Consider the following 25,192-nt stretch of genomic DNA (forward strand, 5'->3'; position numbering starts at 1 on the left):
TGAGCGACGCTTGACGGTGCCCCTCCCCGATCCGTCAGCGCAAACGATGTGACGACGCCGATGAGGCGACGGGCTCTGGAATGACAGGATGCGTGAGCGACGCTTGCCGGCGCCCCTTCCCGATCCGTCAGCGCAAACGATATGACGACGCCGATGAGGCGACGGGCTCTGGAATGACAGGATGCGTGAGCGACGCTTGCCGGTGCCCTGACGGAGCGACTTTAAAGTGGAGCGCAGTCAGGGTACCGGCAAGCGTCGCGGGTATGGGGGATTGCGGGGGCGTTGGGGGTAAATGAGCGGGCGGTGTCGACGGATCGGGAAGGTGTGAGCAAAAAGGGCAGTTCGATGACTCGAACTGCCCTTTTTGCGCACTGAGGCGCCAAACGGCACGCACAAGCCCGTGCCCCTGGCAACGCGTCGAATCGTTCACCGAAACCGGTTAGCGAGTCGGCTCGGAAATCGGCGGGAAGGCCTCCTCTCCAAAGCGCCCCAAAAAGAAAAAGGCGGCCCGGAAACCGGCGCCGCCTTTCTCTCACTTGCCATAAGTAACGCAGACAAGTTCTGAAGAAGCCTTACATCCCCGGCATCATCAGTGTGTTGGCGTTGTGCATGATCCACAGCGAGCCGACCAGCACGATGGACACGATCAGGATCGTGAACGCGAAGGCCATGACGTTCCAGCGCTGTTCCGACGAACGGTCCATGTGCAGGAAGTAGATCAGATGGACGATGATCTGCACGAGGGCCGCGCCGAGAATCAGCGGCAGCACCGTCGACGGCGGCATCGTGCCATCCATCACCAGCTTGAACGGCACGACCGTGAGGATCACCGCGAGCACGAAGCCGATCAGGTACGACTTCACGCTGCCGTGGCTACCCCCGGCCGCATTGTGGCCAGCGTCGTGGCCGTGCGATTGCACCGATTTCGTATTGCTCATTTACATCGCTCCCATCAGGTACACGACCGTGAACACGCCAATCCACACCACGTCCAAGAAGTGCCAGAACAGCGACAGGCATTGCAGGCGCGTGGTGGTGGTCGAATTCAGACCCTTCTTGCCGATCTGGAACATCAGCACGGCCATCCACAGCAGGCCCGACGCCACGTGCAGACCGTGGGTGCCCACCAGGGCGAAGAACGACGACAGGAAACCGCTACGGTTCGGGCCCGCACCTTCCAGAATCAGATGGTGGAACTCATACAGTTCCATCGCGATAAACCCGGCACCCAGCAACCAGGTCACCGCCAGCCAGCCCAGTACCGTGCTCTTCTTGCCGTTGTGCAGCCCCACCATGGCAAAGCCATAGGTGATCGACGAGAACAACAGGATGAACGTTTCGACCAGCACGAACTTCAGGTCGAACAGTTCCTTGCCCGTCGGGCCGCCCGCAGACGAGTCACGCAACACCGCAAAGGTGGCGAACAGGCCGGCGAACAGCACCAGGTCGGTCATCAGGTACACCCAGAAACCGAAGATCGTGTTGCCACCGGTGTCGTGGTGCGCGTGGTCGTGCGCATGCGCATCGGCATGCGCGCCAGAGTGTTTGAGAACTTCGCTCGTCATGATTAAGCCTTTGCTGCTGCGGCCAGTGCCTGATGGTGAGCCGTTTCAATGGCCACCACTTCCGGCGACTGCACGTAGTAGTCGATCGAATCGTCGTTGCTGCGGCAGATGAAGGTCACGATCATGCCGACGAAGCCGACGATGGCCAGCCACCAGATGTGCCAGATGGCCGCGAAACCGAACACCAGCGAGAACGCACTGATGATGAAACCGGCGCCGGTGTTCTTCGGCATGTGAATCGGCGTGTAGCTCGTCTTCAGGTCGCCCTTGATGCCATGGGCCTTGCGATAGGCCAGCTCGTCGATGTCATGCACGCGCGGCTCTTCGGCAAAGTTGTAGAACTGCGGCGGCGACGACGTCATCCACTCCAGCGTACGGCCATTCCAGGGATCGCCCGTCGTGTCGGCCAGCGCCTTGCGGTTCTTGATCGAGACGACCAGTTGCAGCACCTGGAAACCAATACCGGCGGCGATGAACAGTGCCCCACCCACGCGGCGATCAGCCACGGCTGCCACGCAGCGTTTTCGTAGTGGTTCAGGCGACGGGTCATGCCCATCAGGCCCAGCACGTACAGCGGCATGAACGCAAGGTAGAAGCCGATCAGCCAGCACCAGAAGCTTGCCTTGCCCAGACGCTCGTCGAGCTTGAAGCCGAAGGCCTTCGGGAACCAGTAGTTCATCCCGGCGATGTAACCGAACAGCACGCCACCGATGATCACGTTGTGGAAGTGAGCAATCAGGAACAGCGAGTTGTGCAGCACGAAGTCGGCGCCCGGCACGGCCAGCAGCACGCCCGTCATGCCACCGATCACGAACGTGACGATGAAGCCCAGCGTCCACAGCACCGGCACGGTCATTTGTACGCGACCGCGGTACATCGTGAAAAGCCAGTTGAAGATCTTCACGCCGGTCGGGATCGAGATGATCATCGTCGCGATACCGAAGAACGCGTTCACGTTGGCACCCGAGCCCATCGTGAAGAAGTGGTGCGCCCACACGAGAAACGACAGCACCATGATCGCGGCCGTGGCGTACACCATCGACTTGTAGCCGAACAGCTTCTTGCCCGAAAACGTAGAGATGATCTCCGAGAACATTCCGAACGCCGGCAGAATCAGGATGTACACCTCCGGGTGACCCCAGATCCAGATCAGGTTGATGTACATCATCGGATTGCCGCCCAACTCATTCGTAAAGAAATGGAAGTCGAGGTAGCGGTCGAGCGAGAGCAGCGCCAGCGTCACCGTCAGCACCGGGAACGCGGCGCACACCAGCACCATCGTGCACAGCGAGGTCCAAGTGAAGACCGGCATCTTCATCAGGTTCATGCCCGGCGCACGCATCTTCAGAATCGTGACGACGAAGTTCACACCCGTGAGCAACGTCCCCAGACCCGAGATCTGCAAGGCCCAGATGTAGTAATCCACCCCCACGCCCGGACTGTATTGAATGCCCGAGAGCGGCGGGTAAGCCAGCCAGCCCGTGCGCGCGAATTCACCCACGCCCAGCGACAGGTTCACCAGCGCTGCGCCGGCCACGAACAGCCAGAACGAGAGCGTGTTCAGGAACGGGAATGCCACGTCGCGGGCGCCGATCTGCAGCGGCACCACGAGGTTGACGAGACCCGTCATGAACGGCATCGCCACGAAGAAGATCATGATCACGCCGTGGGCGGTGAAGATCTGGTCGTAGTGCTCCGGCGGGAGAATGCCCGGCGAGTTGTGCGCGAGCATGAGCTGCGTACGCATCATCAAGGCGTCGGCAAAGCCGCGCAGCAGCATAACGAGAGCGACGAGCACGTACATGATGCCGATCTTCTTGTGATCGACCGACGTGACCCATTCGTTCCACAGGTACTTCCACTTGCCGAAGTAGGTGAGCAGCCCAATGATGCCCAGCCCCCCCAGCACCATCATGCCGACCGCGCCGACGATGATCGGCTCGTGGTACGGGATGGCTTCGAGAGTCAGTTTGCCAAACAGCGTTGACATTGTTGTTTACTCCTTATGCGCGTGCGCAGACGCACCGGCGTGCATCGCATGCGCGCCGGCATTGTCCATGGCCATGGTCATCGCGGCGGCCGGTGCCGTCGCGGTGTCGTTGGCCGCACCCTTCATGTCCATCTTCATGTCCATGCCCTTCATGTCCATGGCACCGTGGTTCTCATGGCCGTCCTGCTGTTGGGCCATGCCGGATGCCATCGGGGCGTGCACGATCGACTGGAACAGGTTCGCGTCGACCGAGCTGTAGTACGTGACCGGCGTGTTTTCGCTCATCGGCACGAGCGATGCGTAGGCGTCCTTGTCGAGCACCTTCTTCGACTCGCGCACCTTCGTCACCCATTGCTCGAAGTCGTTGTCGGTCATCGCCAGCGTCTTGAAACGCATGCCCGAGAAGCCGCCGCCGCTGTAGTTCGCCGAAATGCCGTCGTACGCGCCGACGTGGTTGGCGATCAAGTGCAGCTTCGTCTGCATACCGGCCATCGAGTAGACCTGGCTACCCAATTGCGGAATGAAGAACGAGTTCATGATCGATTCCGACGTGATCTTGAAATTCACGGGGGTATCGACCGGAACGGCCAACTCGTTGATCGACGCAATCCCTTGCTCCGGGTAGATGAACAACCACTTGTAGTTCATCGACACCACTTCGACCGTGATCGGCTTCACATCGCTTTGCAGCGGCTTGTAAGGATCGAGTTCGTGGGTGGAGACCCAGGTGATGCGCGCGAGGATCGCAATGATGATGATCGGCACGAGCCAGACCACGACCTCGATGGCCGTGGAGTGCGACCAGTTCGGTTCGTAGCGGGCCGCCTTGTTGCTCGCGCGATATTTCCACGCAAACCACAGCGTCATCAAGATGACCGGAATCACGACGATCAGCATCAGCCAGGTGGCCGTGAGAATCAGGGATTTGGTCTCTTCTCCGATCTGCCCCTTGGGGTTGAGAACGGCCATGTCGCAGCCAGCCAAAAGCAGCGGCGAGCACAGGGCGAGGAGCCTTAGCAATCGCGGGTTTCTGTGTTTCTTCATGTCACACGACAGGGTTGAGTTGGCCAACGAACGGCGCAACACGGGCTTACCGGCCTGATGCAGGGTCGCAGGAGGTTGGCAAGGGTTAAGGTGAGACGGGAGCAGTCGCCGCGCCGATATTGCACCGGCCGAACTACGACGACTGTGTCATCGAAAAGACGGGAACCGGGGCGGGTTGCCGCCCCGAAGACCTCAAGTCACTGCCCGACTTCTTGTCTTTTACTTCCATCACGGTGCGGCATTATGCCGAAGTTTAATTAGGCCGGACATCGCACACACACCGGCGCGACAATGTGTCGCGCAGCCCTCACGCATACGCGCGCGACGATTTCAAAGCAGATCGGCACCTGTTTGGCGGTAAACGCTGTGCAATGCAGCAATTCGGGAAGGTTCTTAGATTTCAAGAGGTGCGACGTTGTGTCGCACCTCCATTTGCCGTGTCGCAGCGAAACGCACCGAATTGGTGCACTGAGGAAAAGGAAGGAGAGCGGGGGATGTTGGCCCGGCGTTTCAATCCAGCGACAGGCGCACGGCGAACGCCATGAGCGCCGCGCCGAACGACCAGCGTTGGACTTTTTGTGCCAGCGGACGGGTGCGCAGCCAGCGGGCGATGCGGGCGGCGCCAAAGGCGAGTGTCACGTCGAAGATCGCGCCCACGACCAGCAGCAATACGCCCAGTTCGAGCACCTGCGCCCACACCGGCCCGGCGTCAGCGCGGACAAACTGGGGCAGCAGCACCGAACAGAACAGGAGCGCCTTCGGATTGAGCACGCTGGAGAGCACGCCGCGCCGCACGGCATGTGCGAGCGGCGGTGCGGCGTCGGTCGGCGCGACAGCCGTCTGAATGCCGAACGCGGGAGAGCGCCAGATCTGGATCGCCACCCACGCCAGATAGATCGCGCCTGCGATGCGCACGGTCTCGAAGAGCCATGGCGCCGCACGCAACAGCGCCGCCACGCCACAGGCCGAGAGCGTCACGTGCCCGGCGCGCGCCAACGCCAAGCCGGCCGCCGTCGCCAATCCGTGTCGCACTCCTCGCGTCATGCTCGTCTGCATGACGAGCGCCATGTCCGGGCCCGGCAAGGCGTAGACGACGATCAGAGCGCCGACGAAGACAGTGAGCAACTGCAGCGAAACCATGACTTTCCTCTGGCGGCCGGAATGGCCAAAACGAGCATCATGATCTCGCTATTCAACGAGCGAAATTCTGCGTTTTTCACTCATATTCAGCGATATATTTAGAATATTCCACCATCCACACACACCAAACCTTGAAATCCCTCCACACCAGCGGTCACACCCGAGACAATCAACCTAATCCGGAAGGGTGAGGGCAACACTTTCCGGAAACTGCAGATCGTGGTGGAATGCCATCTTTGCAGTAGCTTTCGTAGCGGGATACTCATCATGAACGAACTCGACGCCATCGATCGGGCGATTCTCTCCATCGTCCAGCGCGATGGCCGCATTTCCAACGCCCGGCTTGCCGAACGTGTGTCGCTGTCCGAAACGCCCTGTGCGCGACGTCTGAAACGGCTCGAAGCCGAGGGCTATATCACCGGCTATCGGGCAGAACTTTCGCACCGCGCGCTGGGGCTTGGCGTGACGGCATTCGTCCATGTGCGCTTCGCCGTGCATGACCGCGCGCTGTCCGAGCAGTTCGAGCGCGAAGTTCAGGCCATCGAGCGCATCGTGTCGTGCCACAACATCTCCGGCAGCGCCGATTACCTGTTGGAGGTGGTAGCCACGGATCTCGACGATTACGGCATGTTTACGCGCGACGTGCTGCGCGCCCTGCCCGGCGTCTCGTCAATCGAATCGATGCTGTCGCTGCGAGAAGTCAAACGCGACACCGGTGCGCCGTTGCTCTAATCCGACTCTCGGTGGCATGGCGCGCATTTGCCCGTAGAATGGCGGGCTGACTCGACTTAGCAGACCCCAGGTGCCTCATGCCGGACGCCACGCCCGTCGTACCTTCCCAGCCGCCCTCCCTGCCGCGCGATGCGCTCGGGGCCAGCGCCGCCAACGATGACGCGCTGATGTTCGACCTCGCCCCCGTTTCGCTCTGGCTCGAGGACTTCAGCGGTGTGAAGCAATTGTTCGACGAATGGCGCGCGCAAGGGGTCACCGACCTGCGCGCCCACTTCAAGATCGACCCGGCGCACGTCGCCGCTTGCTCGCGACGCATTCGCGTCATCAAGGTCAATCGTCGAACGTTGTCGATGTTCAACGCCCCATCGCTCGACGCGCTCGTGGCCGGCCTGCCGCGCATCTTCCGCGACGACATGCTCAAGACTCACATCGAAGAGCTTTGCCAGTTGTGGGACGGCCGTACACACTTCACGAGCAAGACGGTCAACTACACCCTCGATGGCCGGCGTCTCGATGTGCTCCTGAACGGCTCGGTCCTGCCCGGGCACGAAGCCACGCTGGAGCGCGTGCTGATCGCGCTGGAAAACGTCACCGAACTCGAACACGCCCGTGAGCGCGTGACGATGGGCGAACAATACGCACGCGGGCTGTTCGAATACTCGCCGGTCTCGCTTTGGGTCGAGGATTTCAGCGCCATCAAGTTGCTGCTCGACGACGCCCGCGCGCGCGGCATCACGGACTTCCGCACGTTTACCGACGTTCACCCCGAATTCGTGGAACGGTGCATGACCGAAATCCACGTGCTCGACGTGAATCGCCACACGCTCGCGATGTTCGTCGCGCCCGACAAGGCCTCGCTGCTCGCTCGCCTGCCCGAAGTGTTCCGCGACGACATGCGACACAATTTCCGCGAGCAGTTGGTCGACCTGTGGGAGAACAAGCTGTTCCAGCAGCGCGAAGTCGTCAACTACGCGCTCGATGGCAACGAGATCAACGTTCACCTGCAATTCGCGGTGCTGCCCGGTCACGAGGCGCGCTGGGACCTGGTGCTCGTGGCGCTCACCGACATCACCGCCCGCAAGAAGGCCGAGTCGTATCTCGAATTCCTCGGAAAGCACGACGTGCTGACCAAGCTGCGCAACCGCTCGTTCTATGTCGACGAACTCAACCGGCTCGAGCGCAAGGGGCCCTATCCGGTGACGGTGATCGTCGCCGACCTGAACGGCCTGAAGACCGTGAACGATCAGCTAGGGCACGCCGCAGGCGACGCGCTGCTGCGCCGTGCGGGCGAGGTGTTGAGCAAAGCGGTCACCGCCCCGCAGATCGCGGCGCGCATCGGCGGTGACGAATTCGCGTTGCTGCTGCCCTCCACCGATGCGACGAGTGGCGCGGCGCTGATCGAGAGCATTCGCCAACTCGTGGAGCTGAACAACTCGTTCTACCCTGGCACGGCGCTCTCGTTCTCGATGGGGATGGCGACGTGCGAGGCTGGAGAGCGGCTCGAAGCCACGACCCAGCGGGCCGATTTGCTGATGTATGAAGAAAAGCGCAATCACTACGCCGGCACCATGAACGAACGGCGTGTGCTCGATGGACTGCCGTCCGGCACCGGCGAGATGAGCGGTGACGGCAGTCGCGACTGAAGCGACTGAGGCGACTGAGGCGACTAGCGCGGCTGGAACGCGATCAGGCTCATGCCCGCTAACGCAATGGCCACACCGGCCATGTCCCACGGCGTTGGGCGCACCCCATCCACGAGCCACAGCCACACGATCGCCACGCTGATATAAACGCCGCCGTACGCCGCATAAACACGACCGGCCGCCGACGGATGCAGCGTCAGCAGCCACGCGAAAAGCGCAAGCGACATCGCCCCCGGCACCAGCAACCATGCGCTGCGATCGTGCTTGAGCCACAGCCAGGGCAAATAGCAGCCGACGATCTCCGCCACCGCCGTGACGACATAAAGCAGGAAGGTTTTCATCGTGCGATTATGCCCGGCGCGAATCGAATGCGTCATATCGCAGGCAGCCTCGACTGGCGAAGCGCCGGGTGGCCTACAATGCCGCGTCTACCGGAGAAGCTCATGGAATCGTTGGAAGCACGCGTCGTCGAACTCGAAGTCAAGGCAGCGTTTCAGGAGGATTTGCTCGAAACCCTCAACGACATCGTCACGCGTCAGGAGCAGCAGCTCGATTTGCTGCAAAAGCAGATCAAGGCGCTGTACCAGCAGATGCAGTCGCAGGGACAAGGGGGGAACGATGGGAATCCACGTCACGAAGTCCCGCCGCATTATTGAACCGGATCGAACCGGCGAGCCGATACCGCTGTTGCACGAAGACGAACGAGTGTGGGCACGGATTGACACGGTTCGCACGAGCAATTGCCTCACGTAGAACGATTCTGCATCGTCCGGGTCACATCATCATCGACGATTCAGGCACGGCCGCGCCGTGCCCGTCCCTCGGACCTTCGTAACATGACCGCTTACCGCCCGCCCCGTCGCCTCCTCCCCACCGACACCTCGGACAGGGGCGTGACCTCGCGCCGCGACGCACTGCGTCTGACGGCGGCGGGGCTCCTCGGCCTTGCGCTCGCCCCGCTCATGCGCCCGGCCAATGCCGCGTACAACATCTGGACCGGCGAGTACACGATGACACGTCAGGACATCGAGGCTGCCGTCGGCAAGCGCTTCCCGACCACGCTCAACTACGGCCAACTGCTGTCCGTCGAACTGACGCATCCGAAAATCGGCTTCAACCCGCAGGCCAACCGCGTCATCACGCAGATCGACGCGCAATTGCAAAACGTCTTGCTGCAAGGCCAGCCGCTCGCTGGCGTGCTGAGCCTGTCGAGCGCGCTGAAATACGACCCGGTCAAACGCGCCGTGTTGCTCGACAACCCGAACGTGGAGCGTGTGAATGTGAACGGCATGCCCCGGCATACGACCAACAATTGACGGCCATCGGCGGCTCGCTCGCCCAGCAAGTGCTCAATCAGTATCCGATCTATACATTCAAACCCGAGCAATTGCGTTATGGCGGACGCGATGTCGAGCCCGGCACCATCACCGTGCTGTCCGACGGCATCAAGGTCGAAGTCAAGACGAAGTGACGGGATCGCGCGCCGTGAAGCAAAAGAACAAGGGCAGCCCGCGGGCTGCCCTTGCCTTATCCCGCAGCGTTCTCCGGCGGCGCGCTTGCGCGTGAGACCGGGAACGCCACGAACTCAGACCACCGTCAGCGTCACGTCGATGTTGCCACGCGTGGCGTTCGAGTAGGGGCACACGATGTGTGCCTTCTGTACCAGCGCTTCGACCGTCGCGCGATCCACGCCCGGCACGCTGATCTTCAGTTCCGCCTGAATGCCGAAGCCCGTCGGGATCTGGCCGATTCCGACGCTTCCGTCGATCTTCGTGTCGGCGGGCAGCGCAATCTTTTCCTTGCCCGCCACGAACTTCAGCGCGCCCAGGAAGCAGGCCGAGTAACCGGCGGCAAACAGTTGTTCCGGATTCGTGCCGCCAACGCCCGCGCCGCCCATTTCCTTGGGGACAACCAACTTGACGTCAAGCACGCCATCGGACGACACGGCACGGCCATCACGGCCTCCGGTAGCGGTGGCATGGGCGGTGTACAGCACTTTTTCGATCGACATAACGAACTCCTGGTGAGTAGAGAATTTCACTTCCAAACTTCGATCGCCCCAGCCCGGCACACCTTCACGGCGTTGCCTCCCGGCCCGACGACCCCTCTGACATCCGCTGGCCGGCTCGTGCGAGCCGGCGTCAACTCAAGCGACGCCGCACACCGACGCCACCACATCCTCCAGGCGCGACGGCGCCCGGAACAAACGGGAAGCCATCACGCTCCCCTGAAACCCGGCAAACAGCGCACGCGCAGTGCCTTCGGGCGACGACGTCAGCGTGAGTGAACCGTCTGCCACGCCCTGGGCCAGCACACGTGCCAACCACGCTTCGTGATACGCGAAGAATCGCTGCACCGCTTCGCGAACCGTCTCCGGCAGCGTTTCGATGTCGGCCGCCAGCATGCCGCACAGACAGATACGATGCCCGTCGGCCGCGATGCGCCCGAATCCTTGCGCATACAACGCCAGCTTCTGCCCAGGCGGCAGCGCCTCGTCGATGCCCGCCAGCCCTTCCTTGATAAACGCGTCGTAGGCCTTGATGGCTTCGAGTACGAGATCTTCCTTGGCCGGGAAGTAATAGTGGATGCTCGACGTCTTGACCCCGACTTGCTCAGCGAGATCCCGATAGCTGAAGCCGTTGTAGCCCCGCGTCATCAGGAACCGCTGCGCGTGCTCGAGCAGTTGTTCCTTGACGGTCGGTGTCGTTGGCGATGTGTTTGTGCGATTCATGGAACGAACTTTATCTACTAGTAGATAGATAGTCAAGCCGTTTTATCGGATCGATCGATGGATTTTTTCAATGAAGGCCATAGCCGGGACGCCACTCCGCCCCCTGCCATGTACGGCGTCCAAGAAGACAAACAGCGAATCTTGCGAGCCGCTGTTCCATCAATGGCCAAATTTCGCCAGGTGTCCGACGTCGCTCAGAAGTCGATCTTCGCGTTCAGGCTGACCATGCGCGGGTCGGCCGGCTTGATGTAGTTGTCGTACTGATATTCCCAATACTTACGGTTGGTCAGGTTGCTCACCGCCGCGCGCAGCGTCACGTCCTTGCCTGCGACGCGCGTGCGGTAGGTTGCGCCGAGGTTGATCAACGTATAGCCCGAGACGGTCAGCGAGTTCTGCGGATTGAGCGCCGTGCGACCGTTGTAGCGAATATCGCCCCCGACCGACAGACCCGGCACGTAAGGCACCTTGTACTCGACGTTGCCCGAGAGCACGAAGCGCGGCGCGCCGCCCACCCGGTTGCCGTCGAAACCGTTCGTACGGGCGTACCAGCTATCGAGCGCCATGGCGCTGGCGCCGAGAGTCCACCGTGGCCCCAGCTTCACCGCCCCCGCCAACTCGATCCCCTGGTAGATCGACTGGCCGTCCGAGACGCGCGCGTTGGCGCTGTTCGTGTACACCGCACCCCGCTCAATGCGAAAGAGCGCCGCCGTCGTGCTCCACGTGGCCTGCTCCGTCTTCACGCCGACCTCGTACTGGCGGCTCTTGAACGGGTTGAGCACCGCGCCGGCGTTGGCGTAGGTCGCCCCCACCACTTCGCCAGCCTCCAGCGCTTCCACATAGCTGGCGTACGCCGTCGTGTTCGGCGCGAGCTTGTACATGACGGCGAGCGTCGGCGTGAACACACCGTTAGTCGAGTACGTCGAGATTCCTTGCGCGTTCGTCTGATTGTAGTTCGTGAAGCGCGCACCACCGAGGACCGACAGTCGATCCGTGATCTGGACCGTGTCGGAGGCGAAGACCGAACGCTGTTCAATGGCGCTGGCGCGTTGCGCCTGGAGCGTCGAGCCGTCGCCAAAGAACTGATACGACGCCCCCTGGTACAGATTGCCCGAGTAAGTCGAGAAGGGAACATACGCGTTCGCGGTGACCGGGCTGTACAGATACGTGTAGTCGTTCGTCTGATATTGCGATGCGTAGCCGAACGTGAGCTGGTGCGCGAGCGGCCCCGTACGAACCTTGCCCTCGGCCGCCACCTGCCACGCGTGGAACGTATTGATTTCGTCGCCCAGATCGTTCAGACCACGGAAGTCGCCTGCGCCGTTGAGCAAATAGAGCGTGGCTTCGTTACGGTCGCGCGTCGACTTGTTGTAGGCGAAGTTGGCCGACACCTTCCAGTCCGGATTCAACTGATATTGCAGGCCGGTCGTGTAGAACTGCGTGATGGTGTTCAGATGCGTGGCCTGCGTCTGAAGATTCGCGTTCGACACATTGATCGGCCCCGGCAACTGATGACCCTGAAAGGACGCCGTCGAGAGCGAGGGCGTGGTGCCCGTCGCCCGGCGATCCTGGTACATCGCGCCGAAGTTCCACGTCAGGTCGGGCGTCAAACGTGCGTCGAGCGCGAGCGACACCGTGTCGCGATTCAGATTGCCGTCCGAATAGGTGCGGCCTTCCTCGTGCGTGTAATTCAGCCGGGCGCCGAACATGTCGTTCGGCCCGGCACGCCCCCGAGATCGACATGCTCGCGCCAGATGCCGTTCGAATGGAAACCGACATCGACGCTGGCGATGCGCTCGTCCGTCGGCTTTTTCGTCACATAGTTGACGACACCGCCCGGGGCAACGAAACCGTACATGAAACCGGATAACCCCTTGAGCAGTTCCACGCGGTCGAACTGCTCGTACGGCATCGTCACGCCGTAGGTCATCACGGGCATCCCGTCGAGCTTGAAGCCGGCTTGCCAGTCGATCGGCATGCCGCGCACGTAGATGTAACCGGCCCAGGCGTCGAAGGCGTTGCTGCCGTCGGTCACCGAGGCGTCGGTCGAGAACACGTCTCCAAGCTTCGCGGGCTGGCGTTGTTCGAGCTGCTCCTGGCTGACCACCGTTGTGGAGAACGGCGTATCGAGCTGGCTGCGCGAGCCAAGCGCGCCGGATTGCACCGGCTGCTTGAGGTTCTGCGGCGTTTCACGCAGGGCCGAGCCGGTCACCGTTGTGGCCTGGAGCGTGGCTTGGGCGTCGGCGTCGGTTCTCGTTCCGGCCGTGGACGTGGCCGCCGTCGACTGGGCGATGGCCGGTGCGGCGGCAAAGGCCAGAAGTGCGGCCAGCGCGAGCGGCGCCAGACGGCTACGAGGAACGACGACGTTGCCCGTAGCGGTGCGGCCTGCCTCCCCCGAGGCGCAGTGGTGATAAGCGAAGATCATGCTGGAAATCCCGAGTGACGGTTTGAAATATTTATAGTTAATGAGAATCGTTAACGTTCTCATTCAAAGATCGGAATATTAACAAACGTTCACGTATCGTCAACACGTGTTGAAGATTGGCGTCGCGGGACAACACGGAAATACAACATTTCCATCCCTTACATGAAGGGAATGTTGGCGAACGACGCCGCCGGACAGTTGCCGCGGCGGTGGTTTCGGGGCGGTGGTCTGACCGGCGCATCGGAAACCGTGTCAAATAGGCTAGTATTGCGGCACTGTCGCCGACCGAGCGGCTAATCGACTGGACCGCCGACCCTCATCCGGGGCGCGCGTGCAATGTGGTATGGACCTCGACGCCATTGATCTGAAGATTTTGCGGGAGCTGCAAGCCGACGCGCGCCTCACCAACGTAGAACTCGCCTCGCGCGTGAACCTCTCGCCGTCGCCTTGCCTGGCGCGCGTGAAAGCGCTCGAAGCGGCGGGCTACATTCGTCAGCGCGTGACGCTGCTCGATCCGTCCCGGCTCGGGTTGCACATCAACGTTTTCATCCACGTCACGCTCGAAAACCAGAATCGCGACGGTCTGGATGCCTTCGAGGCGGCCGTCACCGCCTTGCCCAACGTCATGGAGTGCTACCTGATGTCGGGCGACGCCGATTACCTGCTGCGCGTCATGGTCAGCGACATGAGTGCGTACGAGACGCTCATCACCGATCGGCTCTCCCGCATCCCGGGCATCCGCAACATCCGTTCGAGCTTCGCGCTCAAGCAGGTCTTGTACACCACGGCCGTCCCGGTGCCCGAGCGCTCCGGCGATGCCTGAGGTCGTCACGCCCAACGCGCTCGCGACGTCCGACGCCGGCCAGCCCCCGCACGGCGGGGCCGGCCAGCAGATCGCCTTGCATGTCGCGGCCATGTTGTTCGGCGCTTCGGCGCTGTTCGGCGAGCACATCGCCGCGAGCAGCGCGATGATCGTCTTCGGTCGCGGCCTTTTTTCGTGGCTTGCGCTGAGCGTCATCGCCCTCGCAGGTCTGGCGGGCATGCGCAGTGCCGCGCGGGTCGCGGGCGGCGCGCCGTGGCGCGGGCTCTCGCCCGCCTCGGCGTTGCGACTCATCCTCGCCGGCGGGCTTCTCGGCGCGCATTGGCTCGCGTTCTTCCTCGCGATCAAAGCGGGCGGCGTTGCCGTCGGCACGCTCGGCTTCGCCTGCTTCCCGGCGTTCGTGATCCTGCTCGAATGGCCATTGCGTCGCGAACGCCCCACCTTGGGCGACGCGGGCGTCATCGCGCTCGTGTGCGTCGGACTGGCGCTCGTCACCCCCGCGTTCGACTGGCGCGCCGGGGCGACCATCGGCCTAGCGTGGGGCGTGCTCTCCGGCGCCATCTACGCCGTCATCGCCCTCTCCAATCGCGTGATGGGCGCGCAGGCATCGCCGCTGCAGGCCAGTTGGTGGCAATGCTTCGGCATCCTGCTCGTGCTCGGCCCGTTCGCCTGGCGCGAGGCCCTGTCGCTCCCCGCGGCGCAATGGGGATGGCTGGCGTGCCTCGGCGTCGTATGCACCGCCCTCGCCTACACGCTGTTCATCCATGCGCTGCGCACCGTCAAAGCCAGCCAGGCCGCGGTCGTCATCGCCCTCGAACCGGTCTACGCCATCGCCTTCGCATGGGTGCTGTTCGGCACCTCGCCCACGCTCAAGATGGCCGCGGGCGGCGTGTGCATCGTCGGTGCCGTAGCGTGGTCCGGTGCGATGCGCTCACGCCGCCCCGCTCATTGATGTCTCACCGATGTCTCACCGATGTCTCACCGATGGCTCACTGATGGCTCACTGACGCCTCACTGCGGCCGTCAGACGAACATCCCGCCCGACGCCTCGATGCGCTGCGCATTGATCCAGCCGGTCTCCTCGGCCAGCAGCGCCGCCACCATGCCGCCGATGTCATCGGCCTCGCCTACGCGGCCCAGCGCCGTGTTCGCCGCAATCATCTGATTGACGCCCTGGTTGTCGCGCACCGTGCCGCCGTTGAAGTCCGTCGCGATGGCGCCCGGCGCGACCGTATTGGCACGGATACCACGCGCGCCCAACTCCTTCGCCAGGTAGCGCGAAAACACTTCGATACCGCCCTTCATCATCGCGTAGGCCGACGCGCCCGGCAGCGAGAATCGCGCCAGACCGCTCGAGACGTTCAGGATGCGTCCGCCATCCGCGATCAGCGGCAGCAAGGTCTGCGTCAGGAAATACGGCCCCTTCAGATGCAGGCGCACGAGTTCGTCGAACTGCGCTTCGGTCGTCTCGGCGAATGGCGCGTGCAAGCCCGTTCCGGCGTTGTTGACGAGGAAATCGAACGTGTCGCGCTGCCAGACGTCGCCCAGCACACGCGTGATCTGCGCGGCGAACGGGCCGAACTGCGAGGCATCCGACACGTCGAGCGGCAACGCCACGGCGTTCGCGCCCAGCTTGGCGATCTCGGCCACGACCGCGTCGGCTTCCGTGCGCTGACTGCGATAGGTGAGGATGACGTCGATACCGCGACGTGCGGCGCCGAGCGCCGAAGCCCGGCCCAGGCCGCGGCTACCACCGGTGATGAGAACGATCTTGCGTGTCATGGTGTTGCTCCAGAAGGCATTGGGCATTGGGCCGTGCCCGTTGGCGAAGGCCCCGTTGAACCCGGTCGACGACCGTGCCGGTCGCGTTGGCCCGCAGCGGCCTGCACTGGCTTGTGCTCGTCGATGTCGTGACCGACTGAACTGGACAGAGCGCGTCAGGTGCCGCGGTATGTTCAACAGGTTATTGCAACGAATTTCACCAATAAACCCCACAAACCTGATTACACTGATCAAATTCCCATAACAATCGACGGTTGGATCGACCGTCTCCCGCCATGCATCAGCTCGACGCCATGCGCATCTTCGTGCGTGTTACGCAGACCGGCAGTTTCACGCAGGCCGCCGACAGTCTCGGCCTGCCTCGCGCCAGTGTGTCCAACGCCATCAAACAACTGGAGGCCAAGCTGGGCACGCGCCTGCTGCATCGGACCACGCGCCGCGTGCAGCTCACGCAGGACGGGCAGGCGTGCCTTGAGCGATGCCAGGATTTGCTTGCCGACATGGAAGAGTGGGAGACGATGTTCGTCGCGCGCGGCGAAGCGTTGACGGGCCGCCTGCGCGTCGACTTGCCCGCCACGCTCGCGCGTACGACCGTCATTCCGCAACTGCCCGCGTTTCTGGCGCAACACCCGGCCTTGCGTGTGGAACTCTCGAGCACCGACCGGCGTGTCGATCTCGTGCGCGAAGGCTTCGACTGTGTGCTGCGCGTGGGCGCCGTCGCGGATTCGACGCTGATCGCGCGCCCGCTTGGCCACATGCGACAGATCAACGTCGCGAGCCCGGCGTACCTCGCACGCTACGGCATGCCGCGCTCGCTTGACGATCTGCGCTCGCATCGAATGATCCATTACACGACGACGCTGGGCTCTCGCCCCGTGGGCTGGGAATACTACGACGGCGAACGCTACACGCAGTGGCCGATGGAGGGTGTGCTGACCGTGAACAACGCCGACGCCTATCAAGCGGCATGCCTCGCCGGACTCGGGCTGATTCAAGCGCCCGAGAGCGGCGTGCGCGGGCTGTTGGCCGACGGCACACTGCAAGCCGTATTGCCGGAGTATCAAGCAGAGCCGCTGGCCGTCACGTTGCTGTACGCGAACCGCCGTCACCTGCCCCGGCGCGCACAAGCGTTCATGAACTGGCTCGCCGATTTGCTGACGCCGCGTCTGACGGCGATTTGAATATGCGCTGTCATCGGCTGACGACGGTCGGCCAACGCCCTACGCCACAACTATCGCAGCCGCCTGTGTCTCACCGGCATCAGCCCGCTTGCGATAGACCTCGCTCGACCATCACCACGAGGCGCTGCCCCAACCCGTCGACCTGATCGTCGGGCAGATTGCGCAGCGGGCCGTCGATGACCAGCACGGACAATCCATGCACGGCCGCCCAAGCCAGATACTCCGCGCCGGGCCGCTGTGCCGCGTCGATGAGCTTGGCCGCGACCATACCGTCGAGCGCCGCCCCCAGCAGTTCGAACGGGTTGAGACCGGTCGCCCCCGCCTTGGCCGGATCGGCCGCCGAACGCACATTCTCCGACGGAGAAAAGGCCGTTCGAAACAGCCCCGGATGCGCGCGAGCGAAGTGCAGATAACCGATGCCGACAGCACGCAGCCCGGCGCGGGCGCGGACAATCATGTCGAGCGCCGACGTCTCGCGCGCCGCCAACTCATGTTCGATGGCCACCGCCAACTCGGCCAGGGCCGCCGAGCGCACGGCGTCGAGCAAATCCTGACGATTCGCGAAGTGCCGGTACGCCGCATTCGGCACGACCCCGACACGGCGCGTCGCCTCGCGCAAGACGACGGCATCCGGCCCGCCCTCGCGTGCCAGCGCAATCCCGGCCTCGAGCAACGCCCGGCGCAGGTCGCCATGTCGATATGTCGTGCGCGCCGGGCCGGCCGTTGTTACCTGTTCAGTCATTACAACCCCTTGTGGACAGTGTCCATTATGTCTGCTATTGTTTGTGTACACTGTCCACAAAGACAAGTTGCGGTGCATCATGTCTCGATGTACCGGGCGGCAGGGGAGTATCGTCGCCGTTGCCGTTCCCCACCAGAAGTCACTCGCTTTACATCAGGAGGCACTATGGTTGAGACGTATCCCGCACACGGCGACGAAGCCGCCATTCGGGCGATCCATTCGGCATGGCTCGACGCCGTGCGCAGCAAGTCGGTCGGCACGCTGCTCGATCATTACGACCCTGACGTCGTCGTGTTCGACGTGATGCCGCCCATCGAGCATCGCGGCACCGAGGCGTATCGCCGTCTGCTCGAGGGTTGGTTCGGCCATACGGTCGGGCCAATCCATTTCGAAGTCACACAGTGGCATCTCGTGCACGCCGGCGATCTGGCGTTCAGCCACAGTGTGAATGTGGTCCGCAACACCGGCCCCGACGGACACACGCACGGCGCCACCGTGCGCGCGACCGTGGGCTATCGCAAGACGCAAGGCCGCTGGCGCGTGGTGCACGAGCACGCGTCGGTACCCATGACGTTCGCACCGTAATCCTTGACTGCCGGGGCGTCGCCACGCCCCCCTTTTTCCGAATCGAGAGGAGCGTTCCATGCAAGTCCATTCCTATTTGTTTTTCGAAGGTCGTTGCGAAGAAGCCATTGCGTTCTACGAGAAAGTGCTGGGCGCGAAGCGCGGCATGCTCATGCGCTACAGCGAGAGCCCCGAGCCGTGTCCGTCGGGGATGCTGCCGCCCGGGAGCGAGAACAAGATCATGCATGGCGAATTCACCATCGGCGACTCGATGGTGATGGCCTCGGACGGCATGGTGAGCGGCAAGCCCAAGTTCGACGGCTTCTCGCTGTCGGTCGACTTCGCCGAAGTGGCCACGGCCGAGAAGGCTTTCCACGCGCTCGCCGACGGCGGCGAGGTCAACATGCCGCTCGGCGAGACCTTCTTCGCGAAGACGTTCGGCATGGTCAAGGATCGCTTCGGCATGAACTGGATGGTAATCGTGCCGAAGGAAATGCCGAAGGGCTGAGGTATCGGCGCGCGCCGGGCGCTTGTCCGGCCGCTCGCTTCGATGCTGTGGGCGGGTATCGGCGCCGACGACGGCCCCGCTGCCCGCTTTTTTGCGCCCCGCGCGGCGTGCCCAACAAGTTCTTCACGCCTGTGCTATCGTCGCCGCCATGCCATCCGTGATCTCAATCCAGAATCTGTCGAAGACGTACGCGACGGGTTTCCAGGCGCTCAAGAACATCAATCTGGAAATCCAGCGCGGCGAGATCTTCGCCCTGCTCGGCCCGAACGGCGCCGGCAAAACGACCCTCATCAGCACCATTTGCGGCATTGTGCGTCCGACGTCGGGCACGGTCACCGTCGACGGTCACGATATCGTCACGGACTACCGTGCCGCGCGTGAGGCCATCGGGCTGGTTCCGCAAGAGCTGACCACGGACTCGTTCGAGTCGGTGTGGGCCACCGTCTCGTTCTCGCGCGGCCTGTTCGGCAAGCCCGCGAATCCGGCGCACATCGAAAAGGTGCTGCGCTCGCTCTCGCTGTGGGAGAAGAAGGACAGCCGCATCATGCAGCTCTCGGGCGGCATGAAGCGGCGCGTGCTGATCGCCAAGGCGCTCTCGCACGAGCCGCGCGTGCTGTTCCTCGACGAGCCCACCGCTGGGGTCGACGTGGAGTTGCGTCGCGACATGTGGCGTCTCGTGAACTCGTTGCGCGAGACCGGCGTGACCGTGATCCTCACCACGCACTACATTGAGGAAGCCGAGGAGATGGCCGATCGCGTGGGCATCATCACCGGCGGGCAGATCACGCTCGTGCAGGAGAAGACCGAGCTGATGCGGCACATGGGCAGCAAGCAACTCACGTTGCAACTGACCGAGCCGCTCAGCGCCGTGCCCGAGGCGCTGGCCGCCTACGGCCTCACGCTCGACGCCAACGGCACCGAACTCGTCTTCGCCTACGACGCCAACATCGAGCAGACGTCCATCGCCACCCTGCTGCGCGACATGGAACGCGCCGGTATCTCGGTGAAGGATCTGCATACGACGCAAAGCTCGCTCGAAGATATCTTCGTCTCGCTCGTGCACAGGAAAGAAGGATGAGCCGCGCCATGAATTTCTACGCCGTCAGGGCGATCTACAACTTCGAGATGGCGCGCACGCGTCGCACGCTGATGCAGAGCATCATCTCGCCGGTCATCTCGACCTCGCTGTACTTCGTGGTGTTCGGTGCGGCCATCGGCTCGCGCATTCCCGAAATCGAGGGCGTGCCTTACGGCGCGTTCATCGTGCCGGGCCTCATCATGCTCTCGCTGCTCACGCAGAGCGTAACGAACGCGTCGTTCGGCATCTATTTCCCTCGCTTCACCGGCACGATCTACGAACTCCTTTCCGCGCCGGTGTCGTATATGGAGATCGTGATTGCCTACGTGGGCGCGGCAGCCACCAAGTCGATCGTGCTCGGGGTGATCATGCTCGGCACGGCCGCGCTGTTCGTGCCGCTGCGCATCGAACATCCGATATGGATGGTGTTGTTCCTGGTGCTCACGGCCGTGACGTTCAGCCTGCTCGGTTTCATCATCGGCATCTGGGCCGACGGCTTCGAGAAACTGCAACTCGTGCCGCTGCTCATCATCACGCCGCTCACCTTTCTCGGCGGTAGCTTCTACTCGACGCACATCCTGCCGCCGTTCTGGCGTACCGTCACGCTGTTCAATCCGGTTGTGTATCTCATCAGCGGTTTTCGCTGGAGCTTCTATGGGCTGGCGGACGTGAGCGTCGGGGTGAGTCTGGGTATGACGCTCGTTTTCCTCGCCGTCTTCCTGAGCATCGTCGCCTGGATGTTCAAGACCGGTTACCGGCTCAAGAGCTGACCCCGCCTGCCGGACGGCAAGCCGTCCGGCGCCGGGCGTTTGCCGCCGCCGTGTCGGTCAGGTCGGCGGTGTTTCGAGAAACGCCGGGAGCGCTTCCGCCTGCACGGAAAAGCTGGCGACTTCCGGAAACTCGGCGGTAAAGTCGAGTTCCGGCACCATCAGGTGATGGAACCGCCATGCCACGGCAATCGTCACGCCGTGCTCGCCGATCCGGTCCGGCGTCGCCATGATCGGCACTTGCGCCAGTTCGACCTCCAGCGCGTGAAAGGCCGCATGCACCTGTTTGCGCACGCGATCGGTCCACGGGACGTGCCGCTTCTCGCTCGGACGCAGTTCGCGCTCATACACCAGTTGCACCGACTTTTCGCACGCCGCCAAGGCCAGGCCCGTCAGGCGCAATGCGCGCAAACGCTCGGCCGGATCGCTCGGCACAAGCCGCTGCGCCGGATCGACCAGCGTCTCCAGGTATTGCAGGATCAGCGTCGAGTCCATGAGCACCGTGCCGTCGTCGGTCACGAGCGTCGGGGCCTTCACGACCGGATTGATCTCGGCAAACTCGTCAAACGTTCGAAACACGGAGAGCGCGTGATGCGCATACGGTAGGCCCAGCAACTTCAGGCAAATCGCCGTGCGGCGCACGTAGGGGGAATCGAGCATTCCGATCAATTGCATGTCTTGCTCCTGAGGACGGCAGTCGCCGCCGGGTCGTAGGGTCTTGCGTAGGCTGAATGGCGGCGGGCGGTGCCCGCATCCGCACAAGCATAGCGGACCTCCGATGCTCCGCAAATCGAATTCGATCACCGCTTTCTGCGAATTTGGCTCACAAGAGACGCGCGCGAGCCTGTCGCGGGCGAGCGTGCCCCATGACGGGTAGAATTGCTCGAATGGCCGACTCGACAAGGAGACGATTCATGAACATCCTGATGGTGCTGACCTCGCACGACCGCCTCGGCGACACGGGCAAGAAGACTGGTTTCTGGCTCGAAGAATTCGCCTCACCGTACTACGTGTTCATCGACGAGGGACTGGCGGTCACGCTGGCGTCCCCCGCAGGCGGCCAGCCGCCGCTCGATCCGAAAAGCGACGAGCCCGATGCCCAGACCGATGCCACGCGACGCTTCCGTGAAGACTCGGTCGCGCAGCAGGCGCTGGCGAACACCCTCCGGCTGGCCGACGTCAACGTCGCCGACTACGACGCCGTCTTTTACCCCGGCGGCCATGGCCCGCTGTGGGATCTCGCGCAAGACCCGAACTCCATCCGTCTGATCGAAGCTTTCGAGCGCGCCGGCAAGCCCATCGGCTTTGTCTGTCATGCGCCGGGGGTGCTGCGTCAGGTGCGCACCGAGAACGGTGAGCCGCTCGTACGGGGGCGCCACGTCACAGGCTTCACCAACGAGGAGGAGGCCGCCGTCGGCCTCACCGACGTGGTGCCGTTCCTGGTCGAAGACGAACTCAAACGCCTGGGCGGGTTGTATGAGAAGGCCGGCAACTGGCAATCGCATGTGGTCGGCGACGGCCGGTTGGTCACGGGCCAGAATCCGGCCTCGTCGGACGAAGCAGCGCGCACGGTGCTCGCCATGATGGAACCGCGTCTGCCGTCTCTGCCGTCGTCCCTTGCGTGACGCACGAGAGGCGTGTGCATCGTGCCATCGCCACGCGCTGACGCGGCGGCCTCTGTCAGCCCGCATCGGCGCGTTTCCCGCCGGCGCTGCCAATCGGCACGCGCCGGTCAGATTTTCTGCGCCTCGTACGGGCCGAGATAATCCGTCTTGCCGACCGCCACGCCTTGCGCACGCAGAATGTCGTGGGTGGTCGTCACATGAAAATAGAAGTTCGGCAGTGCGAACTTCAACAGATAGTCGACCGCGTCCAGCGTCGTCTGATGGTCCTTGAACTTCAGGGTGATCTGTCGCGACTCGGCCCCGTCGAATCGATCTTCGAGAATGCCGGCGATGAACGCCTCGGTGTTCGCGACGCGATCGCGCAGTTGGTCGAACGTCGTCTCGATGTCGTCGAACTTCGGCGACTCCACGCCCGTGATTCGCGCGACCGCGAACTTGGCCGTGTCGCTCACGCGCTGCACTTGCGCCACGAAGTCGAGCATGTCGGGGGCGAGCTTCGCCTTGAGAATCGTCGCGGGCTCAAGCGCGTTCGCTTCGCAATGCGCGCGCGCCTTCCGGAGGTAGTCGGCCGTGACGGTCAGGCCACGCAGATAGACCGGAACGGTGGCGCGAAAAAGAGAGATCGACATCGGAAGGCTCCTCGAAGTTTGGCATGACGGTGAGCGCACTCGAAGCGTGCGACAAGACATGCTATCAGCCCCGAAACATTCTCGCCGGGCACGCCGATGCCTAGCGGGAACGGTTACGGGACCGTCTGCGGGACCGACGCTGCGCGGTGTCACCGCGCGTTCGTCCCGCAGACGGTGGTGATATGCTTCATCCGCACCCCGTGCCCGCCTGCGCTTGCCCGGCATGCCACACCGGATGCGCAAAACCTGCCATGCAAGTCGACAGAGGAGCTGCCATGGGTGCCCCCCGCCACATCCCCACGCCGACCGAGGCCGCCACCGTTGCGCGCACGTGGGTAAGCCACTTTGCCAAACCCACGGCCATCGGCATGACGCTCGCCTTCGTGGCGGGCTATATCGATGTCGTGGGCTTCATCGCGTTGTTCGGACTGTTCACCGCGCACGTGACCGGCAACTTCGTGATGATCGGCGTGCAGTTGGTCGCGAGCACCCATGTCGGCGTGCTGGCCAAACTGTTGGCACTGCCCGTGTTCGTCATCGTCGTCGCGCTGGTGAAACTCGTGGTGCAGCGCTTCTCGCGAACGGAACGACGGCCGCTGCGGCGGCTGCTCGTGGTGCAAACGTTGCTGCTGCTCGGCTTCATGATCGTGGGCATGGCGGCACAACCCATCGTCTCGGCCGATGCGCCGCTGGCGATCCTGTCGGGCATGTTCGGCGTGGCCGCCCTCGCGATCCAGAATGCCGTCGGGCGCCTGGTGCTCGCCGAGCTGGCCCCGACCACGATCATGACCGGCAACACTACGCAAATCGTGATCGATATCGTCGAGTTGGCGAGCGGTCATTGCAGCGACGACAACGCCGTGCGAGCGCGTCTGCGCAAGATGATCCCCGCCTTGGCGGCGTTCGCTGTCGGGGCCGTCTTCGGCGGCTTCGCTTATCACGGCACGGGGTTCTGGTGCGTGTTGCTGCCAGTGCTGCTGCTCGTGGCGCTGGCGATCGCCAACGAGTGAGCGGTTGACGCTGGCATCACGCGTTTGCCTACGCAGCACAGGGAATGCGTCCGCGCTTTGGCCGGACGCGGTAAAATCGCACTCTTCACCCGTGCGCTTAGACGCGCCTCGCACCACCATCCGCTCATCCTCAAGCACCGATCTTCGCCAGTGACTGCCACCCCCGCCGATATTCTTCCGACCGAGAACGCCGCCGATAGCGGCGATGCCATTCACGACGCCCGCCTTTGGCGCGACGACGGATGGACGGCCAAGGTCGTCAAGAACGAGGACGACGACGGCTGGGCTGTCGCCATGTACAAGGACGGCGAATCGGAGCCGGCGCTCGTCGGTCCCTGGACCATGGGGCGTGACAAGAAGAATCCGAAGCCGCTCGATGTTGGCGCTTTCCACACGCTGGTGAAAACGGCCGACGAAGTACTGCGCCGTCACGAACAGCAGTTGCGCGCCCAGTTGCACAAGCGCGTGAGCGTCGACGGCCCCGACGGCGACATCGATGTCACGCTCGACATCGTGCCCGACGACTACGACCCCCACGCTGTGCTGAGCGCCGTCGACCGTTTCGGCGAAACCGTCGCGTCGGTCAAGGTACCGCCCACGTTCAAGCTCTCGCGCCACAGCGCCCGCGCGTGGATCGAGAACGATTTCCAGCGGCCCCAGTAAGCGCCCGCTCACGTAACGCCCGGCGTTGTCATCGGGTTCTCTATCGGCCGCGGCGCGGTACGCCATTACGTTGGATACCGGGATAATGTCCCGTCTGGCTAGGCCTTCCAACGCGCTCTATGATGGGCTTCACCGATGCACCGCTTGCCATGCAAGCGGGCACTCACACTGCCCCGCGTCGCTGTCGCTGCATCGCAATGCTCACCGTCAGGAGACCCCATGAAACGCTTTCACATCGCACTCGCAGTGCGCGATCTCGACGAATCTATCCAGGACTATTCGGCCCGTCTCGGTCAGCCGCCAACGGCTGTCGTGCCGGGTGCATACGCCATGTGGCGCACCGATCTGCTGAACTTCTCGATCAATCAATCGGCGTCACGCGCCGGGGAACTGCGACACGTCGGCTTCGAGGACGACGCCGCCCCGGAATACTCGAGCAGCACCGATTGCAACGGCTTGATGTGGGAAGCGTTTTCCGCGAAGGAGCAGGATCAGCGCATAGTGAGCACTTACGGGGTAGCGGTGCGTCACGCGTAGCCCTCTGCCCTGCCGTCGG

At 63.2% G+C, this 25,192-nt stretch carries 27 protein-coding genes and 2 pseudogenes; 16 read left to right on the top strand and 13 right to left on the bottom strand.

Annotation, left to right across the window (positions count from 1 at the left end; all coding sequences use genetic code 11):
- Positions 1 to 572: 572 nt before the first annotated feature.
- The 5 genes and pseudogenes from DRB87_RS23285 to DRB87_RS15920 all read right to left on the bottom strand — a co-directional run bounded on the left by DRB87_RS23285 (position 573) and on the right by DRB87_RS15920 (position 5,739).
- A complete protein-coding gene (locus DRB87_RS23285) occupies positions 573 to 938 on the bottom strand; it encodes a cytochrome o ubiquinol oxidase subunit IV (protein ID WP_017234269.1) in 366 nt (121 codons plus the stop codon).
- The gene (locus DRB87_RS23290; RefSeq protein WP_017234270.1) at positions 939 to 1,565 is read right to left on the bottom strand and encodes a cytochrome o ubiquinol oxidase subunit III; all 627 of its coding nucleotides are present in this window, start codon (positions 1,563 to 1,565) and stop codon (positions 939 to 941) included.
- Between the two features lie 2 nt (positions 1,566 to 1,567).
- Positions 1,568 to 3,546, bottom strand: a pseudogene (gene cyoB / locus DRB87_RS15910) (cytochrome o ubiquinol oxidase subunit I).
- Between the two features lie 15 nt (positions 3,547 to 3,561).
- Positions 3,562 to 4,599, bottom strand: coding sequence for a ubiquinol oxidase subunit II (cyoA, locus tag DRB87_RS15915; protein ID WP_130026595.1), 1,038 nt, complete (start codon positions 4,597 to 4,599; stop codon positions 3,562 to 3,564).
- A 510-nt stretch (positions 4,600 to 5,109) separates the two neighbouring features.
- Positions 5,110 to 5,739, bottom strand: a complete 630-nt coding sequence (locus tag DRB87_RS15920) for a LysE family translocator (RefSeq protein WP_130026596.1) — start codon at positions 5,737 to 5,739, stop codon at positions 5,110 to 5,112.
- 267 nt (positions 5,740 to 6,006) lie between these two features.
- On the opposite strand from DRB87_RS15920, the gene DRB87_RS15925 reads away from it, so the two are divergent.
- Positions 6,007 to 6,471: an Lrp/AsnC family transcriptional regulator gene (locus tag DRB87_RS15925; protein ID WP_130026597.1), complete on the top strand. Its 465-nt coding sequence runs from the start codon at positions 6,007 to 6,009 to the stop codon at positions 6,469 to 6,471.
- 77 nt (positions 6,472 to 6,548) lie between these two features.
- A complete protein-coding gene (locus DRB87_RS15930; protein WP_130026598.1) occupies positions 6,549 to 8,114 on the top strand; it encodes a GGDEF domain-containing protein in 1,566 nt (521 codons plus the stop codon).
- Positions 8,115 to 8,137: 23 nt separating this feature from the next.
- Here the strand turns inward: DRB87_RS15930 and DRB87_RS15935 are convergent, their stop codons facing one another.
- The gene (locus DRB87_RS15935; RefSeq protein WP_026132006.1) at positions 8,138 to 8,455 is read right to left on the bottom strand and encodes a YnfA family protein; all 318 of its coding nucleotides are present in this window, start codon (positions 8,453 to 8,455) and stop codon (positions 8,138 to 8,140) included.
- Positions 8,456 to 8,557: 102 nt separating this feature from the next.
- On the opposite strand from DRB87_RS15935, the gene DRB87_RS15940 reads away from it, so the two are divergent.
- The 3 genes from DRB87_RS15940 (at position 8,558) to DRB87_RS23700 (ending at position 9,585) form a co-directional block, all read left to right on the top strand.
- Complete coding sequence (locus tag DRB87_RS15940) at positions 8,558 to 8,770, top strand: SlyX family protein (RefSeq protein ID WP_017234278.1); 213 nt, start codon at positions 8,558 to 8,560, stop codon at positions 8,768 to 8,770.
- Positions 8,771 to 9,007: 237 nt separating this feature from the next.
- On the top strand, positions 9,008 to 9,430 hold the full coding sequence (locus DRB87_RS15945; RefSeq protein WP_240756019.1) for a twin-arginine translocation signal domain-containing protein: 423 nt from the start codon (positions 9,008 to 9,010) through the stop codon (positions 9,428 to 9,430).
- Complete coding sequence (locus DRB87_RS23700) at positions 9,427 to 9,585, top strand: hypothetical protein (RefSeq protein WP_240756020.1); 159 nt, start codon at positions 9,427 to 9,429, stop codon at positions 9,583 to 9,585. Before DRB87_RS15945 ends, DRB87_RS23700 begins: the two co-directional genes overlap by 4 nt.
- Positions 9,586 to 9,699: 114 nt before the next feature.
- Here DRB87_RS23700 and DRB87_RS15950 read toward each other — a convergent pair whose 3' ends face one another.
- The 3 genes and pseudogenes from DRB87_RS15950 to DRB87_RS15960 form a co-directional block, all read right to left on the bottom strand.
- The gene (locus DRB87_RS15950; protein WP_017234280.1) at positions 9,700 to 10,125 is read right to left on the bottom strand and encodes an organic hydroperoxide resistance protein; all 426 of its coding nucleotides are present in this window, start codon (positions 10,123 to 10,125) and stop codon (positions 9,700 to 9,702) included.
- A 135-nt stretch (positions 10,126 to 10,260) separates the two neighbouring features.
- Entirely contained in the window at positions 10,261 to 10,845 is a 585-nt protein-coding gene (locus DRB87_RS15955) for a TetR/AcrR family transcriptional regulator (protein WP_130026599.1), read from the bottom strand.
- Positions 10,846 to 11,039: 194 nt separating this feature from the next.
- Positions 11,040 to 13,267 (bottom strand): annotated as a pseudogene (locus DRB87_RS15960) (TonB-dependent siderophore receptor).
- Positions 13,268 to 13,610: 343 nt separating this feature from the next.
- On the opposite strand from DRB87_RS15960, the gene DRB87_RS15965 reads away from it, so the two are divergent.
- Together DRB87_RS15965 and DRB87_RS15970 are read left to right on the top strand one after the other, a co-directional pair.
- Positions 13,611 to 14,090 carry an Lrp/AsnC family transcriptional regulator gene (locus DRB87_RS15965; RefSeq protein ID WP_130026600.1) on the top strand — a complete coding sequence of 160 codons (480 nt, stop codon included), beginning with the start codon at positions 13,611 to 13,613 and terminating at the stop codon, positions 14,088 to 14,090.
- Complete coding sequence (locus DRB87_RS15970) at positions 14,083 to 15,039, top strand: DMT family transporter (RefSeq protein ID WP_130026601.1); 957 nt, start codon at positions 14,083 to 14,085, stop codon at positions 15,037 to 15,039. Before DRB87_RS15965 ends, DRB87_RS15970 begins: the two co-directional genes overlap by 8 nt.
- Before the next feature lie 71 nt (positions 15,040 to 15,110).
- On the opposite strand, the gene DRB87_RS15975 is transcribed toward DRB87_RS15970, so the two are convergent.
- Positions 15,111 to 15,869 carry an SDR family NAD(P)-dependent oxidoreductase gene (locus DRB87_RS15975; protein WP_130026602.1) on the bottom strand — a complete coding sequence of 253 codons (759 nt, stop codon included), beginning with the start codon at positions 15,867 to 15,869 and terminating at the stop codon, positions 15,111 to 15,113.
- Positions 15,870 to 16,144: 275 nt separating this feature from the next.
- Here DRB87_RS15975 and DRB87_RS15980 point away from each other — a divergent pair, with 275 nt between their 5' ends.
- A complete protein-coding gene (locus DRB87_RS15980; RefSeq protein ID WP_130026603.1) occupies positions 16,145 to 17,050 on the top strand; it encodes a LysR family transcriptional regulator in 906 nt (301 codons plus the stop codon).
- Between the two features lie 79 nt (positions 17,051 to 17,129).
- Here the strand turns inward: DRB87_RS15980 and DRB87_RS15985 are convergent, their stop codons facing one another.
- Complete coding sequence (locus tag DRB87_RS15985; RefSeq protein WP_130026604.1) at positions 17,130 to 17,792, bottom strand: TetR/AcrR family transcriptional regulator; 663 nt, start codon at positions 17,790 to 17,792, stop codon at positions 17,130 to 17,132.
- 165 nt (positions 17,793 to 17,957) lie between these two features.
- Between DRB87_RS15985 and DRB87_RS15990 the strand changes: the two genes are divergently transcribed.
- From DRB87_RS15990 to DRB87_RS16005, 4 genes are all read left to right on the top strand, one after another.
- On the top strand, positions 17,958 to 18,377 hold the full coding sequence (locus tag DRB87_RS15990) for an SgcJ/EcaC family oxidoreductase (RefSeq protein ID WP_130026605.1): 420 nt from the start codon (positions 17,958 to 17,960) through the stop codon (positions 18,375 to 18,377).
- Positions 18,378 to 18,435: 58 nt separating this feature from the next.
- Complete coding sequence (locus tag DRB87_RS15995; protein ID WP_130026606.1) at positions 18,436 to 18,864, top strand: VOC family protein; 429 nt, start codon at positions 18,436 to 18,438, stop codon at positions 18,862 to 18,864.
- Positions 18,865 to 19,012: 148 nt separating this feature from the next.
- On the top strand, positions 19,013 to 19,942 hold the full coding sequence (locus DRB87_RS16000; RefSeq protein ID WP_130026607.1) for an ABC transporter ATP-binding protein: 930 nt from the start codon (positions 19,013 to 19,015) through the stop codon (positions 19,940 to 19,942).
- A gap of 8 nt (positions 19,943 to 19,950) precedes the next feature.
- Entirely contained in the window at positions 19,951 to 20,712 is a 762-nt protein-coding gene (locus DRB87_RS16005) for an ABC transporter permease (RefSeq protein ID WP_026132215.1), read from the top strand.
- Positions 20,713 to 20,769: 57 nt separating this feature from the next.
- Here DRB87_RS16005 and DRB87_RS16010 read toward each other — a convergent pair whose 3' ends face one another.
- Positions 20,770 to 21,384: a glutathione S-transferase gene (locus DRB87_RS16010; protein ID WP_130026608.1), complete on the bottom strand. Its 615-nt coding sequence runs from the start codon at positions 21,382 to 21,384 to the stop codon at positions 20,770 to 20,772.
- 239 nt (positions 21,385 to 21,623) lie between these two features.
- Here DRB87_RS16010 and DRB87_RS16015 point away from each other — a divergent pair, with 239 nt between their 5' ends.
- Complete coding sequence (locus tag DRB87_RS16015) at positions 21,624 to 22,334, top strand: type 1 glutamine amidotransferase domain-containing protein (RefSeq protein WP_130026609.1); 711 nt, start codon at positions 21,624 to 21,626, stop codon at positions 22,332 to 22,334.
- A 107-nt stretch (positions 22,335 to 22,441) separates the two neighbouring features.
- Here DRB87_RS16015 and DRB87_RS16020 read toward each other — a convergent pair whose 3' ends face one another.
- Positions 22,442 to 22,963, bottom strand: coding sequence for a DUF1993 family protein (locus DRB87_RS16020; RefSeq protein WP_130026610.1), 522 nt, complete (start codon positions 22,961 to 22,963; stop codon positions 22,442 to 22,444).
- A 275-nt stretch (positions 22,964 to 23,238) separates the two neighbouring features.
- On the opposite strand from DRB87_RS16020, the gene DRB87_RS16025 reads away from it, so the two are divergent.
- The 3 genes from DRB87_RS16025 to DRB87_RS16035 all read left to right on the top strand — a co-directional run bounded on the left by DRB87_RS16025 (position 23,239) and on the right by DRB87_RS16035 (position 25,173).
- Positions 23,239 to 23,973 (top strand): YoaK family protein, encoded by a 735-nt coding sequence (locus tag DRB87_RS16025; protein ID WP_130026611.1) that lies wholly within the window; start codon positions 23,239 to 23,241, stop codon positions 23,971 to 23,973.
- A 150-nt stretch (positions 23,974 to 24,123) separates the two neighbouring features.
- Complete coding sequence (locus tag DRB87_RS16030) at positions 24,124 to 24,636, top strand: hypothetical protein (protein ID WP_130026612.1); 513 nt, start codon at positions 24,124 to 24,126, stop codon at positions 24,634 to 24,636.
- Between the two features lie 219 nt (positions 24,637 to 24,855).
- Positions 24,856 to 25,173: a hypothetical protein gene (locus tag DRB87_RS16035; protein WP_130026613.1), complete on the top strand. Its 318-nt coding sequence runs from the start codon at positions 24,856 to 24,858 to the stop codon at positions 25,171 to 25,173.
- Positions 25,174 to 25,192: the final 19 nt, after the last annotated feature.

The sequence above is a fragment of the Pandoraea sp. XY-2 genome (genome assembly GCF_004193915.1).
GTDB lineage: Bacteria > Pseudomonadota > Gammaproteobacteria > Burkholderiales > Burkholderiaceae > Pandoraea > Pandoraea cepalis.

Coding starts and splice junctions, on each gene's coding strand:
- DRB87_RS16025 (WP_130026611.1), top strand. CDS start 23,239: ATGGGTGCCCCCCGCCACATCCCCACGCCGACCGAGGCCGCCACCGTT.
- DRB87_RS15990 (WP_130026605.1), top strand. CDS start 17,958: ATGGTTGAGACGTATCCCGCACACGGCGACGAAGCCGCCATTCGGGCG.
- cyoA (WP_130026595.1), bottom strand. CDS start 4,599: ATGAAGAAACACAGAAACCCGCGATTGCTAAGGCTCCTCGCCCTGTGC.
- DRB87_RS16010 (WP_130026608.1), bottom strand. CDS start 21,384: ATGCAATTGATCGGAATGCTCGATTCCCCCTACGTGCGCCGCACGGCG.
- DRB87_RS15995 (WP_130026606.1), top strand. CDS start 18,436: ATGCAAGTCCATTCCTATTTGTTTTTCGAAGGTCGTTGCGAAGAAGCC.
- DRB87_RS15950 (WP_017234280.1), bottom strand. CDS start 10,125: ATGTCGATCGAAAAAGTGCTGTACACCGCCCATGCCACCGCTACCGGA.
- DRB87_RS15940 (WP_017234278.1), top strand. CDS start 8,558: ATGGAATCGTTGGAAGCACGCGTCGTCGAACTCGAAGTCAAGGCAGCG.
- DRB87_RS15935 (WP_026132006.1), bottom strand. CDS start 8,455: ATGAAAACCTTCCTGCTTTATGTCGTCACGGCGGTGGCGGAGATCGTC.
- DRB87_RS23285 (WP_017234269.1), bottom strand. CDS start 938: ATGAGCAATACGAAATCGGTGCAATCGCACGGCCACGACGCTGGCCAC.
- DRB87_RS15975 (WP_130026602.1), bottom strand. CDS start 15,869: ATGACACGCAAGATCGTTCTCATCACCGGTGGTAGCCGCGGCCTGGGC.
- DRB87_RS16015 (WP_130026609.1), top strand. CDS start 21,624: ATGAACATCCTGATGGTGCTGACCTCGCACGACCGCCTCGGCGACACG.
- DRB87_RS16000 (WP_130026607.1), top strand. CDS start 19,013: ATGCCATCCGTGATCTCAATCCAGAATCTGTCGAAGACGTACGCGACG.
- DRB87_RS16020 (WP_130026610.1), bottom strand. CDS start 22,963: ATGTCGATCTCTCTTTTTCGCGCCACCGTTCCGGTCTATCTGCGTGGC.
- DRB87_RS15925 (WP_130026597.1), top strand. CDS start 6,007: ATGAACGAACTCGACGCCATCGATCGGGCGATTCTCTCCATCGTCCAG.
- DRB87_RS16035 (WP_130026613.1), top strand. CDS start 24,856: ATGAAACGCTTTCACATCGCACTCGCAGTGCGCGATCTCGACGAATCT.
- DRB87_RS15970 (WP_130026601.1), top strand. CDS start 14,083: ATGCCTGAGGTCGTCACGCCCAACGCGCTCGCGACGTCCGACGCCGGC.
- DRB87_RS15920 (WP_130026596.1), bottom strand. CDS start 5,739: ATGGTTTCGCTGCAGTTGCTCACTGTCTTCGTCGGCGCTCTGATCGTC.
- DRB87_RS15955 (WP_130026599.1), bottom strand. CDS start 10,845: ATGAATCGCACAAACACATCGCCAACGACACCGACCGTCAAGGAACAA.
- DRB87_RS15965 (WP_130026600.1), top strand. CDS start 13,611: ATGGACCTCGACGCCATTGATCTGAAGATTTTGCGGGAGCTGCAAGCC.
- DRB87_RS15930 (WP_130026598.1), top strand. CDS start 6,549: ATGCCGGACGCCACGCCCGTCGTACCTTCCCAGCCGCCCTCCCTGCCG.
- DRB87_RS23290 (WP_017234270.1), bottom strand. CDS start 1,565: ATGACGAGCGAAGTTCTCAAACACTCTGGCGCGCATGCCGATGCGCAT.
- DRB87_RS16005 (WP_026132215.1), top strand. CDS start 19,951: ATGAATTTCTACGCCGTCAGGGCGATCTACAACTTCGAGATGGCGCGC.
- DRB87_RS15980 (WP_130026603.1), top strand. CDS start 16,145: ATGCATCAGCTCGACGCCATGCGCATCTTCGTGCGTGTTACGCAGACC.
- DRB87_RS15985 (WP_130026604.1), bottom strand. CDS start 17,792: ATGACTGAACAGGTAACAACGGCCGGCCCGGCGCGCACGACATATCGA.